Origin of the sequence: Psychrosphaera algicola (assembly GCF_028401425.1) — a bacterium.
Classification (GTDB): Bacteria; Pseudomonadota; Gammaproteobacteria; order Enterobacterales; family Alteromonadaceae; genus Psychrosphaera; species Psychrosphaera algicola.
Window position 1 is genome coordinate 3,520,835 of sequence record NZ_JAQOMS010000002.1, and the last position, 15,847, is coordinate 3,536,681.

The window sequence follows — 15,847 nt, forward strand, 5'->3', positions numbered from 1 at the left end:
CTCATACAATGTACATCATATGGAGCCACTATTAATGTCAGAATCGGAGTTGCGATTGACCTCTCAATTAGAAAACAGTGAACAACCCTCAGATTGGTTGAAATCACCACATGTTGAACTAAAAAACGTGACGTTTTCTAGAGGCGACAGATTGATCTACGACAACATGTCTATGATCTTTCCTAAAGGTAAAGTGACCGCAATAATGGGACCGAGTGGTATAGGCAAAACAACCTTGCTGCGTTTGATTGGCGGTCAATTATATCCTGATTCGGGTGAAATTCTTGTTAATGGCCACAATATCCCTTCTTTGAGTCGTTCGGAATTATATAAAGTTCGTGAGACAATGAGCATGTTATTTCAAAGTGGAGCGTTATTCACAGAAATGACGGTCTTTGATAATGTGGCGTTTCCAATTCGAGAACACACTAAGTTACCGGAAGAGATCATCCGAACTATGGTTTTAATGAAACTTGAGGCCGTTGGTTTGCGTGGTGCTCACAGCTTGATGCCAAATGAGTTATCCGGAGGTATGGCAAGACGAGCTGCCTTGGCACGTTCAATTGCTCTGGATCCAGAATTGATAATGTACGACGAACCATTTGTAGGACAAGACCCAATATCTATGGGCGTATTGGTTCGTTTAATAAGAGATTTAAACCAGTCATTGAACTTATCAAGCATTGTGGTATCTCATGATGTAACAGAAGTGATGAGTATTGCTGATTATATTTATATCGTTGCCGATAAAAGAGTTATTGGGCATGGAACTAAAGAGCAACTATTGGCGAGTGAGTCACCTTTGGTCCAGCAATTTTTAAGGGGTGAGTCAGATGGTCCGGTGCCATTTCATTACAACGCTCAGCCTATCAAGCAAGATTTAATGCAGGATTAAGATGGATTGGTTGCAAAATTTAGGTAAGGGTACGTTAAGTAGTTTCGCGGCAATTGGTCGGGCGACGTATCTTTTATTTGGTGCTTTATTTGGTGGTAAACCAAATTTCAAAAAGCGTTTCCACTGCTAATTAAGCAAATACATGTGGTTGGCGTTCAGTCACTTGTGCTTATTTTAGTGTCAGGTTTATTTATCGGTATGGTACTCGCCTTGCAAGGCTATACTGTGTTAATTGATTACGGCGCTGAGGATAGCTTAGGTCCTATGGTGTCATTGGCACTATTAAGAGAATTAGGGCCGGTTGTTACCGCATTGCTGTTTGCTGGTCGTGCAGGTTCGGCATTAACAGCTGAAATTGGCTTGATGAAAGCAACAGAGCAGTTAACGTCGTTAGAAATGATGGCGGTTGATCCACTTCGCCGTATAGTCGCTCCGCGATTTTGGGCTGGTGTGATTAGTATGCCTTTGTTGGCAATCATGTTTTCGTCGGTAGGTATTCTTGGTGGCCACATAGTTGGTGTCGAGTGGCTTGGTGTTGATCAGGGAGCTTCTGGTCCATTATGCAAGCTAGCGTTGATTTCACAGATGACATCTTAAACGGTGTTATTAAAAGTATTGTTTTTGCGTTTGTAGTGACTTGGATTGCATTATTTAGAGGTTATGATGCAGTTCCGACGTCGGAAGGAATTAGCCAGGCGACAACACAAACTGTTGTGCAAGCGTCGTTGGCAGTATTGGGGTTGGACTTTGTTCTTACAGCCCTTATGTTTGGAAATTAAAAGTTGGTAATTTAAATGACATCTCGAAAGTTTGAAATAATGGTTGGTTTTTTGTCGCGTTGGGTATTGCAGCTTTGATTTTCTTGGCTTTAAATGTGGCCAGCGCAGGGGTTACAGGGTCGGGTCAGACATATAATCTTTATGCAAAATTTGACAATATTGGCGGTTTAAAAGTGCGTAGCGCGGTTAAAGTTGGTGGTGTTGTTATTGGACGAGTTGAAGAAATCACACTTGATCCTGTTGATTATGCACCAATCGCAAAACTTGCAATTGATTCACGATACAACAACTTCCCAGACACAAGTTCGTTGTCCATTCTGACCTCTGGTTTACTCGGTGAACAGTATTTAGGATTGGAACCTGGGTTTATCGACGAAACCGTTGAAATATTAGGTGAGGGTGGCTTTATTGAAGATACGAAGTCAGCCTTAGTACTTGAAGAGTTAATTGGGCAATTTTTATTTAGCTAGGGTAATCATGATTAAACATTTTTCTTTATCGCTTTTATTGGTCGTAGGGCTTGCAGCCCCAGTTTATTCAGCACCGGTAAAAACTGAAAACATTACTGATTTATCAAACGTAGATAAATCTGATCCATTTGGATTAGTGCGCGTTGTTGCAGACCGTTTATTTAGACGCATTGCACGTGAACAAGAACAAATTCAGCTAGACCCAGAAGTTCTACGTGGTGTTGTTGCAGAGCAATTAGCTCCAACGATTAATCACAAATTTGCAGCGGCAAAAGTTTTGGGTCCTTATTATCGCCAGACCACTAAAGAACAAAGGGAAGAGTTTTATGAAGCTTTTCGTTCTTATTTAATCGCGACTTACGCTGGTATTTTGACTTTATATAAAGACCAGCAAGTTATATTTGAACCTTCTACACCGGTTACTGGTAAACGCGTGCAAGTTAAAGTTCGTGTGTTAGATGAAGGTCGTCCAGATATTCCAATTTCATTTGTATTGCGTAAAAACAAGCAAGGTGAATGGGCCGCATACGACATGGTTGCACAGGGCATCAGCGTGTTAAATAGTAAAACGCAGGAGTTGCAGGGGCTAATCCGCCAACAAGGCATAGAGTCTGTTACTCAGTTTTTATTAGAGAAAGCCGCTAAGCCAATCGTCACAAAAGACCTAGGTTAACCCATGTCAGTTAATGTTAAACGCGATAAGAATAAGTTACTAATTGACGGTGAATTAGATCGATTTAATTTATCTGATGATGCACTTTACGAGTTTTTAGCGTTCGATGATCGGGTCGAAATAGACCTTGAAAAAGTGATCAACATCGACACCGCAGGTGTCGCGTACCTGTTAAAGGTTGTCGATCATTATCAAAAATTACACAAGCTTGTTACGATTTGCGGCGGTTCTGAACAATTAATTGCTTTAGCGAATATAAGCAACGTGTTAGAGTTACTGCCATTACATCGCAATTAAAAATTCAGTTCCAATTTTGAGCGTATTATGGATTTAAACCAAATCAAAACCCTTTTAAATGAACAACTTGATTTAAGTGAAGTTATTGTTAAATCAGACGGTTCACATTTTCATATCACTGCTGTAGGCGCCTGTTTTGACGGTTTGTCTCGAGTGAAGCAACAACAATTAGTTTATAAACCTTTGTTGGCAAATATTTCTGACGGCAGCATGCATGCAGTTAGCATTAAAACCTACACCCCTGCGGCGTGGGAAAAAGACAAAAAACTTCAACTCCTTTCCTAACTACAAGTTGTTCCTATGGAAAAATTGCTAATTACCGGTGGTCCAGCCCTTAGTGGCGAAGTGACCATTTCCGGTGCTAAAAACGCCGCACTGCCTATATTAATCAGTTCTATTTTGAATGAACATCCGTGTGTGTTTCATAACGTTCCCGATTTGCGGGACATTGTTATCACCCGCCAATTGTTAGAACAGCTCGGGACCAAAACAAAGCAAGTGGGCAATACTGTCACCATTGATGCTGGTCCGATTTATTCAACAAATGCCCCATATGATCTCGTCAATATGATGCGTGCTTCAATCTTGGTATTGGGCCCGCTTTTAGCGCGATTTGGCCATGCTGAAGTATCGTTACTAAGGCGGTTGTGCAATTGGGGCGAGACCTGTTGATTTGCATATCGAAGGGTTAAAGAAGCTCGGTGCTGAAATTACAGTTGAAGCTGGTATGGTTAAGGCGAAAGTTGATGGTCGCCTCAAGGGCAATCGGATTTACATGAGCACGATAAGTGTTGGTGCAACTGAAAACTTGATGATGGCCGCTGTTTTAGCCGAAGGTACCACAATTCTTGAAAACGCTGCGCGTGAGCCTGAAATTGTCGACCTTGCCGTATGTTTAAATAAAATGGGTGCCAAGATCACTGGTGCTGGTAGTAATAACATCGAAATTGAAGGTGTTGATACATTAGTGGGTTGTGAACACACTGTGTTACCTGACCGTATCGAAACTGGCACGTTTTTAGTGGCGGCTGCGGTAACAGGTGGCGACATTGTTTGTCGAAATACAGATTACCGTTTGATTGAACCTGTTATCGAAAAGTTGCGTGACGCAAACGCGATTGTTGAATGGGATGATGATTCTATTCGGCTTGATATGCGCAATCGTCAACTTAAGTCAGTGAATATCAAAACACTAGCGCATCCTGGTTTTCCAACGGATATGCAGGCCCAATTTACAATTTTAAATGTAGTTGCAAAAGGGGTAGGAACGATTACTGAAACGATTTTTGAAAATCGTTTCATGCACGTCCCTGAACTACGCAGAATGGGCGCTGAGATCCAACTTGAAGGCAACACTGCTATTTGTACTGGTAGTGATAAGCTAACGGGGGCACAGGTTGTGTCTACTGACTTGAGAGCATCAGCTAGTCTTGTCATTGCAGGCCTTGTAGCGAAAGGTACAACACAACTTGACGAAGTGTTTCATATCGACCGTGGTTACGAAAAAATTGAAAAGAAACTGATCGCGTTGGGCGCTCTGATTGAACGTGTAGACCAACCTTAGTTTTAAGATTTTAAGGCTGTTACTGCACAGTAGCAGCCTTTTGTTTGCGAAATAACCGCAGCGCCTACTGCAACAGATTTCCCCATATTAGAAATAAATGACTCCACGATTCCATTTCCAATAGTACAGCTGTATCCAGCAGAATAGGGCCCTAAATACCGTAACTCACCGTCTTGATCAAAAACAGCAACTGCAGGTGTGGATGGGATTAAAGCTAGCATGTCTTTTGAATCTTCGTTGATAACGATATTAGACATCAAGTGTTCCTAGGCAAGCAACTTAACACTATTTATGTGCTCCTCTGCCGCCTTATTACAGTTGCACTGAGATTGGCTAAAATGCACTACGGTATTATTTAGCTGAGGTGCATATTGCTGTATTCTCGCTTTGAAATCTTGATCAAATGAACTCGATGCAGCCTGCGTTACCAACTGTTGCTTAGGATCAAACTCTGTTAACGTTTTAATGGTCGTCAGGTAGAGCAAGATAATGACGACACTTGCCCAAATTGCCATTGCGACGGCCCAATACCACCTTGTCGACTTCATTGTTACACTTCGAATTTTTGTAATTCGTCGTTGAGTTCACCAATATGCAACTGCAAATTCTGCATCTCTTGCTGCGTCAAAGAAATGTTTTGATTTAAAATGGAAGATAGATTTTGCATCTCTTGTGTTGCGCTAGAAATCGCATCGGATACGTCGGATTGATGAACCGTTGCGTCAGCTACTGACGTAATGTTATCTGCAACTAATTTGATACTAGAAACGACTTTATTTGCAGTATCTGACATTCGCTCAGACTGTTCCACAGCTTGGTCAACTTGGGAAATACAGTTGCCCATTTGCGTTACCGATAGGCCAGCATCTTCTATCAAGGTTTGTACTATTTCACTAATCCCTGAGCATTTTCACGAGTTTTTGTAGCCAGTTGACGCACTTCATCGGCCACTACGGCAAAGCCGCGTCCATGCTCACCCGCTCTGGCTGATTCAATGGCGGCATTTAACGCGAGCAGGTTTGTTTGATCAGATATCGCGGTTATTGATGTCATAACTTCGGTGATTCGGTTGCATTTTGATGATAAGTTTTCAATTGTGCCAGCGGTAGATGAAATGATCTCTTTCAATTGCCTAATGGTTTGGTGAGAGTGCGTTATGGTTTCTTGGATCTCTAAAGTTGAGCCCTGAGCTGATTTTGCACTATCACTTACATCCTTGGCGCGATTTGAAATGTCAGAATTTGCCATCGCCATATTTTCCACAGAACGAGCTATCGATTCAACTTGACCTGTGCCTTGCTCTGAGTAGGCCATCATTTCTGTAGAGGTATCTACCGCTTGTTGAGTTGCGGTTAACGCTGTATTTGCGGTGTTTTTCGTTTGTTCAATTAAAGATTTAAAGGACATGATCAGTCGATTATATTCGTTTAATGCAGGCAACTGGTTAGGAATTGGCACCGTCAGGTCAAATTTCCCAGAATGAGCCAAAATCTGATGAATCGAATTTTGAACAGCATAAGCGGCCACCCCTTCGTCGTGGCTGTCTTTTGCAATATACATTAGGATACAACCTTCAATCACGGCAAATAATGCATGAATAACTAATATGTAAACCGCAAGATGACCGGCTTCAAATACATAAACAGGCATGTTCTGTAGTTGCAAAATAAAGAATAGGACATGGTGGACTGCAACGACCAAAACACTCGTGAGGATAACTTTCCAATCTCGATAAAATATCAAAATGGCAAGCAACGAAAATATCTCAAAATGAATTTCGGTTAAACCCTGCGCTAAATGGATATGCAGGGCGGTTGCTAATTGAATTGCAATTGCGACACAATGACGCGTGATTGTTTCATAAGGTTTTTGGGTTAACAGCAATAATGGGAATGCGGCTATTATCCCGCCGATAATAAGTGCCTGTGTAAAGCTATCATTAAAGAGCCCAATAACTAGGCCAAAAACTAACTGTGAGATTATGACATAAATAAATGTCTTATTGGCTTTTCTTAACCACGGATACTGCATAACCACTCCGAATTTAAAATCTACTGCTTGTGTTAAGCGTAGTATTTTAAATGGCAAATACAAATTTAGTCATTGCATGCAGTTTTGCAGTTGGTCGCAGGGTAATCCGTTATCGACTGGTTTCAAGTCTTCCGACTTCAACGTCCTTATTTAATAAATTGCCATTTCGGAACAGTTTAAAAGTTATGATGCTACCGGGCTCGACGTTTTCAACAAATGACAAGAGTTCACTTAAACTGATAAGTTGTTTGCCGTTAACCGACAACAGTACGTCATTTGCTTTTAAACCTGAAGCCCACGCCGGACCGAGGGGATCAACACTTGTGATCTGGATACCAGCGATGGACTCAACACTGCTTCTTACCGGTGCCCCCATTTGGTTTATTGCCGTACCACTGAGTCCTAAATAACCCCGCTTAACTTCACCATCGGCGAGCAGTTTATCCATAATATTTTTTGCTTGTTTGTAAGGAATAGCAAAAAATATCCCTTGAATACCAGTCCGGTCTGATTGTGCAGACGCAGTATTGATGCCGACCAACATTCCCTTCGAATTTACTAAGGCACCGCCTGAATTACCTACATTTATAGCTGCATCCATCTGAATCAAATCGCCATGGCTTGGGCCTTGGCGTTAGGCCGCGTTTGCCAGAGGCACTGATAATGCCCTGAGTAATCGTTTGGCCATAATTTAATGGGTTACCGATGGCTAGAACAATATCGCCTACCTGCGCTTCTAGGTCTGGATCTTGTGGGATAGTAGGTAAGTTGGTGGCGTCAATTTTTAATAATGCTAAGTCGGTGACTTCGTCCAAACCAATAACTTCGGCACTAAAACGTCGTCCATCCTGTAAATCGATGTAGATAATCTCGGCGCTATCAACAACATGGTAGTTGGTGAGAATGTGCCCATTCGACGCCATAATGACACCTGAACCAAGATCGTTAATTGCCTGCGTTTGATTAAAGTTACTGTGATTAACAACAATAGAATAGATATTAACAACTGCAGGCGCTGCCAATTTAACTGCGTTTGCAAATGACATGGCCTCCTGATTAATGACTTTGTCAGTAAACTGGGTAATACCAAGATTTGAACGCAGTTGTGGGTTTATTGCGATGACAACCAACGCAGCTGCCAAACCATAAGCAATCGCATTAAAAATATAACGGAACTTCTGCAACACTGGCTGTCCTTAACTTACTGTAAATTATCTATAAAGTTGTCACTGTTGGGCCAATGAGAAAGGCCTACAATGTTGGATATTGTAGGCCGTTCTTGAGTAAAAAGCGAGTTATCGAATGAGTATGAATAATGAACTGCCACCGCGAGATACATTAAGCGCCATAACGCCGCCGGAATTTTCCAGTGATTCTCTTAGTTCGGTAACGGATATTACTCGTTTATTATTAACTGCAACTATGACATCGCCATCTTCAAGCCCTACCATAGCGGCGGGTGAACGTTCTGCAACTTCAGAAACAACGACACCAGCTTCGCCTCGTTTTGTCTCGCCCGCAGCTAGTTTTGCACCTTTTAATGATGGGTGAATATTTTCCGCAGTAACCACAGGTTGGTCAGCTGCACCTAATACAACGTTGACATCAACTTCATCGCCGTCTCGTAATACTTGTAGTTCAACTTTTGTGCCTGCGCCTTTAGTTGCGACTTTACTTCTTAATTCAGTAAATGAACGTATTTTCACGCCGTCAACATGAGTGATAACGTCACCTGATTTAAGCCCGCCTTTTTCTGCCGAGGAGTCTGGCATAACTTGTTGTACAAAAGCACCTTGCGCCAGTTTTAGACCAAATGCGGCCGCGATATCTGAATCCATGTTGGCGCCTTGGATACCTAAAACGCCGCGTTTGACTTCACCAAATTCGATGATTTGTTCAATCAAGTTATTCATCATTACTGAAGGTATAGCAAAACCTATCCCAACGTTACCGCCGCCCGGGGCAATAATCGCCGTATTAATACCGACTAACTCACCGTTAAGATTGACCAACGCACCACCAGAATTTCCTGAATTTATAGCGGCGTCAGTTTGAATAAAGTCTTCATAACCGCCGTTACTCGTGTTTAACCCTGTGCGTCCTTTTGCACTGACAATACCGGATGTAACGGTTTGACCTAAACCAAATGGATTACCAATGGCAACAACAAAGTCCCCAACTCGAATTTTATCTGAATCGGCTAGTTCCATTTCTGTTAAATTGTCGGGTTCAATTTTTAACACGGCGATGTCGCTTTGTTCATCTCCGCCCAATTTTTTTGCTTTGAATTTGCGGCCATCCTTTAGGGTGACTAATATTTCATCGGCGTCATTTATTACATGGAAGTTGGTAACGATGTAACCCTTATCTTTGTCGATAACCACACCAGAACCTAAACCTTGAAATGGTTTTTCTTGAACTTGCGATTGACCTCGTCGTTGACCAAAGAAATATTGAAATGGGTCCATTCCAGCTTTGACTTCTTTACTGCCCTTAACCGAAATGTTGACAACGGCAGGCGTTACCCTTTCCACCATAGGAGCCAAAGAAGGGACTTCGTCTTTGAATGATGAAAATGGAAACGCTGCGTGTGCAGGAAGGCTCATACTGAGACTTGATAATACAATTGCTGAAATCGTGGTTAGTTTAATGATTTTAGTTTTTACCGAAACTGACATTTTCCGTACTCCTTAAATAGAATCACTGAAACAGACAGGATTAGCTTGGCTAAGTTCACTGTTGAAACATAATGTTACTTTTTAAAATCAAAGTCTGTGTTACACACTTTGTTTTTTGTTTAAATTTTCGCCTTCAAATACACCTGATTTTGTAGATGAATAATCCAATGGTTGATCTGAAAGCATTGTTTTTTCGCGTTTTTTCGAATCTGCACTTTGCAATATTTCAGTCGCCTCTTTAGAAAAGAATGGGAATGAAGGTGTTTTAGGTGCTTTATTAAGCAGACTTTCAGCTTCTTGAATATTGCTATTAATGTGGCGCGACATTTCGTCTAAGTTAGTTGCAACTGAACGAAACTGCGCAAGTTGATCTTGCCAATCTTGCTTTAGTTGCGCTTGATCTTGTTGGCACTGGTTTAATGCAGTTTGTGTTTGTTGGACCCCTGAATCCCACTTGCCTCTAAGTAACATAATTCCGATGCCGGCAATCAAGCCCAACAGAAATAATAAAATACCAGTCAAAATTTCCATAACTACTTCCTAAATAATAAATTTACGTCTTTTATCATAATTGATTATGTCTCAGAACGCCTATGCCATGTTACTATTTTCTTTATATAGTCAAAATTAAAAATTTAAAGCGTAGAACTTAATATTATGTCGAATCCGACCACTGAAATGACTCCTTGGCAACAATATCAGACTGATTTGCAACGTAACGATTTCCAGCATGATGCTGCACAAGAAAATGCCGTTAAAAACTTACAACGTTTATATGATGATTTAGTGCTAAATCAACAAACTGAAAAGCCGAGCTTTTTTCAAAATTGTTTGGTAATAAGTCGAAGCCCCAAACGGCTCAGGGGATTTATTTTTGGGGCGGTGTTGGACGCGGTAAAACGTATTTGGTCGATACCTTTTATGAATGTTTGCCAATTGAAAAAAACTACGCATTCATTTTCACCGCTTTATGCACAAAGTTCATGATGAGTTAAATTCGTTAAAAGGTGTTAGTGACCCGTTAAAAATTGTGGCGAAACGCTTCGCCGATAAAACACAGATTATTTGTTTTGACGAGTTTTATGTTTCCGATATAACTGACGCAATGATTTTAGGAACATTATTAGAAGAGCTGTTTAAACTAAATGTTGTATTTGTAACGACTTCAAACATAGTGCCGGACGATTTATACAAAAATGGGCTACAGCGCGCTCGATTTTTACCAGCGATTGCCTTATTAAAGCAACATTGCGATGTGGTTAATGTCGACTCTGGCGTTGATTATCGTTTGAGAACATTAAAAAAGCTGAAATTTTTCATTCACCACTCGATGCGCAGGCAGATAGCAACCTTCATAAGTATTTCAAGCAACTTGCTCCTGAAGTGGGCAAGCAGAATTTCACGATAGAAATTGAAAGTCGTAAAATTCAAACGCGCGAAGTGGCAGACGGGGTAGTGTGGTTTGACTTTGGCGCACTATGTGAAACAGCGCGTTCGCAGCTAGACTACATGGAGATCAGTCGAATATACCATTCTGTTCTACTTTCAAATGTAAAAGAAATGGGGCAGAACAATGATGATGCTGCTCGTCGATTTATTGCTATGGTTGATGAATTTTACGAGCGCAAAGTAAAGTTGATCATTTCAGCGGCAGTCCCTTTGGATCGACTTTATACCACAGGTACATTAGGTTTTGAGTTCAGACGGTGCATCAGTCGACTGCAGGAAATGCAAAGCCACGAGTATCTGGCCGAACCGCATATTCCTTAGGTGAGTTAAAGTAGGTTTGGTTTAAAGCAGCGTGTTTTAACAAAAATAGACTTATTGCTTAGATTTACATAATTTTGTTCATTTTTTAGGTGATCTTTCTTTGTAAATCTGTATAATCCCGCGCCTACCCACCGTTACTAACCTTATTGCTTTAGCCGGCATTAGGTTACGCACTCGAAGGGGTGCAAATGAAATGGGGTATTTTGTTGTCAAATGACAGCAACTTACTGGCTTAAAACTTTAATTTATTAGGTTCTAGATAATGAAAACCTTTACTGCAACACCATCTACCATCACTCGTGATTGGTATGTTGTCGATGCTGAGGGCAAAACCCTTGGTCGTATCGCAACAGAAATTGCTCTACGTTTACGTGGCAAGCATAAGCCTGAGTACACTCCGCACATGGACACTGGTGATTACATCATCGTTGTTAATGCAGAGAAAGTAACTGTTACTGGCAACAAAGGCCAAGGTAAGATTTACTACTCTCACTCTGGTTACCTAGGTGGTATTAAAGATATCAATTTTGATGACTTACAAGCTAAAAAGCCTGAAATGATCATCGAAAAAGCAGTTAAAGGCATGTTGCCTCGTGGTCCTCTTGGCCGTGCAATGTTCCGTAAACTTAAAGTGTATGCTGGCGCTGAACATTCTCATGCTGCACAGCAACCACAAGTTTTAGATATTTAAGGAGCATATACCAATGGCTAATACTCAATACTATGGAACAGGTCGTCGTAAGAGCTCAACAGCTCGCGTATTTCTTCGTCCAAGGTACAGGCAACATCTTAATTAACAAGCGCACTATCGAAGATTTCTTTAGTCGTGAAACGGGTCGTATGGTTGTTCGTCAACCATTAGAATTAACTGAAACATTAGGTAAATTTGACCTATACGTTACAGTTAAAGGTGGCGGTACTACAGGTCAAGCTGGTGCAATTCGTCACGGTATCACTCGCGCACTTATCGAATTTGATGAGTCTTTACGTCCTTCATTACGTCAAGCAGGTTACGTTACTCGTGACGCTCGTAAAGTTGAACGTAAGAAAGTGGGTCTACATAAAGCACGTAAGCGTCCACAGTTCTCAAAACGTTAATATTTATATTACGTTTATCAAATCAAAAAGTCTGCTCTCGCAGACTTTTTTGCCCCAAGGATGGGGCAACACCCGGTGGCCATGGATGGCCAAGAAGGGTGTTCGGTACTTAAATGTACAACATGAATCTCAAACAAGGATGGGGCAACACCCGGTGGGCACGACTACATGGATGTAGGAGGTAGAATGAAGCAGGATGCCAGAATCGATGGATGCCCAAGAAGGGTGTTCGGTACTTAAATGTACAACATGAATCTCAAACAAGGAAGGGGCAACACCCGGTGGCCACGACTACATGGATGTAGGAGGTAGAATGAAGCAGGATGCCAGAATCGATGGATGGCCAAAGAGGGTGTTCATAAGTTCAAACTTATAGCTGGGATAAGACAAGGATGGGGCAACACCCGGTGGGCACGACTACATGGATGTAGGAGGTAGAATGAAGCAGGATGCCAGAATCGATGGATGGCCAAAGAGGGTGTTCATAAGTCATTTGATTAACGTTTTTATGCCAGTATTTAAACCCGAACGTGTGTCACCCGTCTGCACTTTTTGTGTTTCGAATTATGGGATAAATATTTAAGTTGTGCATTTTTAGCGCATAAAATAATGACCCGTTTGGTGGTACGTAAAAACTCCGCCATAGTCGTACAAATGAAATTTTGAGGCTATTTGGTTACTAGCCGCCAAGTTTTTTGATGAAGTCAAAAGTGTTCAGTGACTCAACAAAGAGCAAAACGTTAGGAAAATAGACAGATCTCGACTTAACTAACTGGTTAAAATGTAGCCGTTAATGGCATAATCATTAAGTATTTGAATTTTTCTAACCTATCTTTGTATATTGCCTTGTTTTACATAGGGCTTTTTCGGTAGAATCGTAGAAATTACAAGAATTTTAAGAACCAGCTACAATTAGTTGACTCTTAGACGCTTTTTAATCCTAATCGCGGAGAAAAATTGGATGAGCAATGCGCCCGTAGACAATAGTCGTCGTCGTTTCCTTACCGCCGCCACCTCAGTTGTAGGTGGAGCTGGTGTGGTAGCTGCGGCAGTGCCTTTTATTGCTTCTTGGAACCCGAGTACTCGAGCTAAATCAGCCGGTGCTCCAGTGGAAGTAGATATTACCAAAATAGAGCCGGGTCAATTGATCCGCGTTGAATGGCGAAGCAAGCCAGTTTGGATCGTTTATCGAACCCCTAAAATGTTAGAGCAAATTTCTAGCATTTCAGAAGACAATCTAAAAGATGCTAATTCGACAGCAGACCAGCAACCAGAATATGCCAGAAATGCGTATCGTTCTAAAAAAGAAGAAATCTTTGTTGCAGTTGGTATCTGTACTCACCTAGGTTGCTCACCAAGTTATCTGTCTGATGGTTATCAGGAAATTGTTGAAGGCCAAGACTCTGGATTTTATTGCCCTTGTCATGGTTCAAAATTTGACATGGCTGGACGTGTATTTAGCGGTGTACCAGCGGGGCAAATCTACAAGTTCCGCCTCACTACTTTGTCAACGATACAACGATCTTGATCGGTGAAGATGGAGGAGCTGCATAATGTTTAAAAATTTAGTTGAATGGATTGATGCTCGCATCCCAATGACACGTACATATGAAATGCACATGTCAAAATATCCTGCGCCTAAAAACATGAACTTTTGGTACGTATTCGGTTTTTTAGCGACTATCGTTTTGGTAAACCAATTGGTTACTGGTATCTGGTTAACAATGAGTTACGAACCATCTGCAGCGGGCGCATTCGCCTCTGTTGAATACATCATGCGTGATGTTGAATATGGTTGGGTTATTCGTTATATGCACTCTACAGGCGCATCGGCGTTTTTCGTAGTGGTTTATCTGCACATGTTCCGTGGCTTAATGTATGGCTCTTATCAAAAACCACGTGAGTTATTGTGGTTGTTTGGTATGTTCATCTACCTTGCACTTATGGCTGAAGCCTTTATGGGATACCTACTTCCTTGGGGTCAGATGTCTTATTGGGGTGCTCAGGTAATCATCGGACTATTTGGTACTATCCCAGTCATTGGTGAAGACCTTGCGTTATGGATCCGTGGTGACTACGTCGTATCGGGCGCGACATTAAACCGTTTCTTTGCTCTACATGTTATTGCATTGCCTTTAGTTATCGTTATTTTGGTTTTCCTTCATATCGTTGCATTACACGAAGTGGGTTCAAACAACCCTGATGGTGTCGATGTTAAACGTCCTAAAGGAACCGTAGCTGACGAAGATAAAACAAAATTCGAATTCCATGAATATTACACGTCGAAAAAGATTTACTCGACGATGTTGTTCCATTCTTCCCGCATATGGTGTTGAAAGACTTGATGGCGTTTGGTGTATTCTTGTTTATATTCACCTACATCATGTTCTTCAATCCAGATTTTTACGGTAAGTTTATTGAACACCCTAACTTTGAACCGGCTAACAATCTTAAAACACCAGAGCACGTATTCCCGGTTTGGTATTTCACTCCGTTCTACGCGATATTGAAGGCTGTTCCAGATCCATTCGGTGGCATGGTTACAATGTTTGCTTCAATTATCTTGTTAGCGTTAATTCCTTGGATCGATCGCGGTAAAGTTCGCTCATGGCGTTACCGTTGTGGTTTACACAAAGTGAACCTAATTATTTTTGCAATGGTATTTATTGTTTTAGGTTATCTCGGGGCGACCCCAGCGACACCGTTTAAAGAAACCATGGCGAAACTATTCACCATAGCCTACTTTATGTTCTTCGTGGCGTTATGGTTGTACAGTAAAAACGAAAAGACTAAACCATTGCCTGAAAGGATCACAAAATAATGAAAAAGTTTATTAAGACTCTTGGATTGTTAGTTGGTTTAGTTTCAACGTCTGCATTTTCAGCAGGTGGTGGTCATTTACCGTATACAGTAGATATTGATTTAACAGATAAGGCATCTCTTCAAAATGGTGCTAAAACGTTCATGAACTACTGTTTAGGCTGTCACCAAATGCAATACCAACGTTACGAACGTACGTTTAACGACTTAGGTATTCCACTTGATCTTGGTTTAGAGCATTTAGTTTTTACTAAAGGCACAAAGATTGGTGAGCACATTAAAAATGCGATGCCAGCGGATGACGCCAAAAAGTGGTTTGGTGCTACACCTCCTGATTTAACTTTGGAAGCACGTTTGCGTGGTCCAGATTGGATTTACAGCTACCTAAAATCTTTCTATGTTGACCCTTCACGTCCATTTAACGTGAACAACACAGTATTTAAAGATGTTGGTATGCCACATGTATTGCAAGAACTACAGGGCGTTCCTACAAAACAAGAAGTTTTTGAAGAGCGTTTAATCGACGGTGAAATGAAACGTATCTCCCTTGGAGAGCAAATTGTTGTTGATGGTTCTGGTGAGCTAAGTGAAGATGAATATGACGTTGTCGTTCGAGATTTAACAAATTTCATGGTTTACATAGGTGAACCAATGATTTTAGAACGTGAAAGCATGGGCTGGAAAGCCATGTTATATAGTTTCATATTCTTCGTATTTGCAGTGCTCTTGAAGAAAGAGTACTGGAGAGATATTAAAAAATAGTAATACTTTA

General features: G+C 41.2%; 12 protein-coding genes and 8 pseudogenes. 13 read left to right on the plus strand and 7 right to left on the minus strand.

Features of this window, described 5'->3' with window-relative positions; translation table 11 throughout:
• Positions 1-97: 97 nt before the first annotated feature.
• The 7 genes and pseudogenes from PN838_RS19275 to murA all read left to right on the plus strand — a co-directional run bounded on the left by PN838_RS19275 (position 98) and on the right by murA (position 4,678).
• Entirely contained in the window at positions 98-895 is a 798-nt protein-coding gene (locus PN838_RS19275; RefSeq protein ID WP_370661119.1) for an ATP-binding cassette domain-containing protein, read from the plus strand.
• A 1-nt stretch (position 896) separates the two neighbouring features.
• Positions 897-1,674: pseudogene (mlaE, locus tag PN838_RS19280) on the plus strand (lipid asymmetry maintenance ABC transporter permease subunit MlaE).
• 15 nt (positions 1,675-1,689) lie between these two features.
• Positions 1,690-2,144, plus strand: a pseudogene (gene mlaD / locus PN838_RS19285) (outer membrane lipid asymmetry maintenance protein MlaD).
• A gap of 7 nt (positions 2,145-2,151) precedes the next feature.
• Positions 2,152-2,817, plus strand: a complete 666-nt coding sequence (locus PN838_RS19290) for an MlaC/ttg2D family ABC transporter substrate-binding protein (protein ID WP_215965196.1) — start codon at positions 2,152-2,154, stop codon at positions 2,815-2,817.
• A gap of 3 nt (positions 2,818-2,820) precedes the next feature.
• Positions 2,821-3,114 carry an STAS domain-containing protein gene (locus PN838_RS19295; protein ID WP_272181679.1) on the plus strand — a complete coding sequence of 98 codons (294 nt, stop codon included), beginning with the start codon at positions 2,821-2,823 and terminating at the stop codon, positions 3,112-3,114.
• A gap of 27 nt (positions 3,115-3,141) precedes the next feature.
• Positions 3,142-3,399, plus strand: coding sequence for a BolA family protein (locus tag PN838_RS19300; RefSeq protein ID WP_215965198.1), 258 nt, complete (start codon positions 3,142-3,144; stop codon positions 3,397-3,399).
• A gap of 15 nt (positions 3,400-3,414) precedes the next feature.
• Positions 3,415-4,678: pseudogene (gene murA / locus PN838_RS19305) on the plus strand (UDP-N-acetylglucosamine 1-carboxyvinyltransferase).
• A 2-nt stretch (positions 4,679-4,680) separates the two neighbouring features.
• Here the strand turns inward: murA and PN838_RS27965 are convergent.
• The 7 genes and pseudogenes from PN838_RS27965 to PN838_RS19345 form a co-directional block, all read right to left on the minus strand.
• A pseudogene (locus tag PN838_RS27965) lies at positions 4,681-5,226 on the minus strand (DUF6436 domain-containing protein).
• Between the two features lie 2 nt (positions 5,227-5,228).
• The gene (locus tag PN838_RS19320) at positions 5,229-5,555 is read right to left on the minus strand and encodes a methyl-accepting chemotaxis protein (protein WP_272181682.1); all 327 of its coding nucleotides are present in this window, start codon (positions 5,553-5,555) and stop codon (positions 5,229-5,231) included.
• 8 nt (positions 5,556-5,563) lie between these two features.
• Positions 5,564-6,709, minus strand: a complete 1,146-nt coding sequence (locus PN838_RS19325) for a methyl-accepting chemotaxis protein (protein ID WP_272181683.1) — start codon at positions 6,707-6,709, stop codon at positions 5,564-5,566.
• A gap of 109 nt (positions 6,710-6,818) precedes the next feature.
• On the minus strand, positions 6,819-7,310 hold the full coding sequence (locus PN838_RS19330; RefSeq protein WP_272181684.1) for a S1C family serine protease: 492 nt from the start codon (positions 7,308-7,310) through the stop codon (positions 6,819-6,821).
• Positions 7,285-7,896: a trypsin-like peptidase domain-containing protein gene (locus tag PN838_RS19335; RefSeq protein WP_272181685.1), complete on the minus strand. Its 612-nt coding sequence runs from the start codon at positions 7,894-7,896 to the stop codon at positions 7,285-7,287. Before PN838_RS19335 ends, PN838_RS19330 begins: the two co-directional genes overlap by 26 nt.
• Positions 7,897-8,004: 108 nt before the next feature.
• Positions 8,005-9,387, minus strand: a complete 1,383-nt coding sequence (locus PN838_RS19340) for a DegQ family serine endoprotease (RefSeq protein WP_215965202.1) — start codon at positions 9,385-9,387, stop codon at positions 8,005-8,007.
• A gap of 99 nt (positions 9,388-9,486) precedes the next feature.
• Complete coding sequence (locus tag PN838_RS19345) at positions 9,487-9,918, minus strand: ZapG family protein (RefSeq protein WP_215965203.1); 432 nt, start codon at positions 9,916-9,918, stop codon at positions 9,487-9,489.
• A gap of 147 nt (positions 9,919-10,065) precedes the next feature.
• Between PN838_RS19345 and zapE the strand changes: the two are divergent.
• From zapE to PN838_RS19375, 6 genes and pseudogenes are all read left to right on the plus strand, one after another.
• A pseudogene (gene zapE, locus PN838_RS19350) lies at positions 10,066-11,157 on the plus strand (cell division protein ZapE).
• A gap of 262 nt (positions 11,158-11,419) precedes the next feature.
• On the plus strand, positions 11,420-11,848 hold the full coding sequence (gene rplM / locus PN838_RS19355; RefSeq protein ID WP_272181686.1) for a 50S ribosomal protein L13: 429 nt from the start codon (positions 11,420-11,422) through the stop codon (positions 11,846-11,848).
• A 13-nt stretch (positions 11,849-11,861) separates the two neighbouring features.
• Positions 11,862-12,255: pseudogene (gene rpsI, locus PN838_RS19360) on the plus strand (30S ribosomal protein S9).
• Between the two features lie 961 nt (positions 12,256-13,216).
• Positions 13,217-13,809 (plus strand): annotated as a pseudogene (gene petA / locus PN838_RS19365) (ubiquinol-cytochrome c reductase iron-sulfur subunit).
• Positions 13,809-15,076, plus strand: a pseudogene (locus tag PN838_RS19370) (cytochrome b). Before petA ends, PN838_RS19370 begins: the two co-directional pseudogenes overlap by 1 nt.
• The gene (locus PN838_RS19375; protein WP_215965207.1) at positions 15,076-15,837 is read left to right on the plus strand and encodes a cytochrome c1; all 762 of its coding nucleotides are present in this window, start codon (positions 15,076-15,078) and stop codon (positions 15,835-15,837) included. The pseudogene PN838_RS19370 and the gene PN838_RS19375 overlap by 1 nt, the downstream one beginning before the upstream one ends.
• The last annotated feature ends 10 nt before the right edge of the window (positions 15,838-15,847 follow it).

Coding starts and splice junctions, on each gene's coding strand:
- PN838_RS19290 (WP_215965196.1), top strand. CDS start 2,152: ATGATTAAACATTTTTCTTTATCGCTTTTATTGGTCGTAGGGCTTGCA.
- PN838_RS19295 (WP_272181679.1), top strand. CDS start 2,821: ATGTCAGTTAATGTTAAACGCGATAAGAATAAGTTACTAATTGACGGT.
- PN838_RS19300 (WP_215965198.1), top strand. CDS start 3,142: ATGGATTTAAACCAAATCAAAACCCTTTTAAATGAACAACTTGATTTA.
- PN838_RS19325 (WP_272181683.1), bottom strand. CDS start 6,709: ATGCAGTATCCGTGGTTAAGAAAAGCCAATAAGACATTTATTTATGTC.
- PN838_RS19330 (WP_272181684.1), bottom strand. CDS start 7,310: ATGGATGCAGCTATAAATGTAGGTAATTCAGGCGGTGCCTTAGTAAAT.
- PN838_RS19340 (WP_215965202.1), bottom strand. CDS start 9,387: ATGTCAGTTTCGGTAAAAACTAAAATCATTAAACTAACCACGATTTCA.
- PN838_RS19345 (WP_215965203.1), bottom strand. CDS start 9,918: ATGGAAATTTTGACTGGTATTTTATTATTTCTGTTGGGCTTGATTGCC.
- rplM (WP_272181686.1), top strand. CDS start 11,420: ATGAAAACCTTTACTGCAACACCATCTACCATCACTCGTGATTGGTAT.
- PN838_RS19375 (WP_215965207.1), top strand. CDS start 15,076: ATGAAAAAGTTTATTAAGACTCTTGGATTGTTAGTTGGTTTAGTTTCA.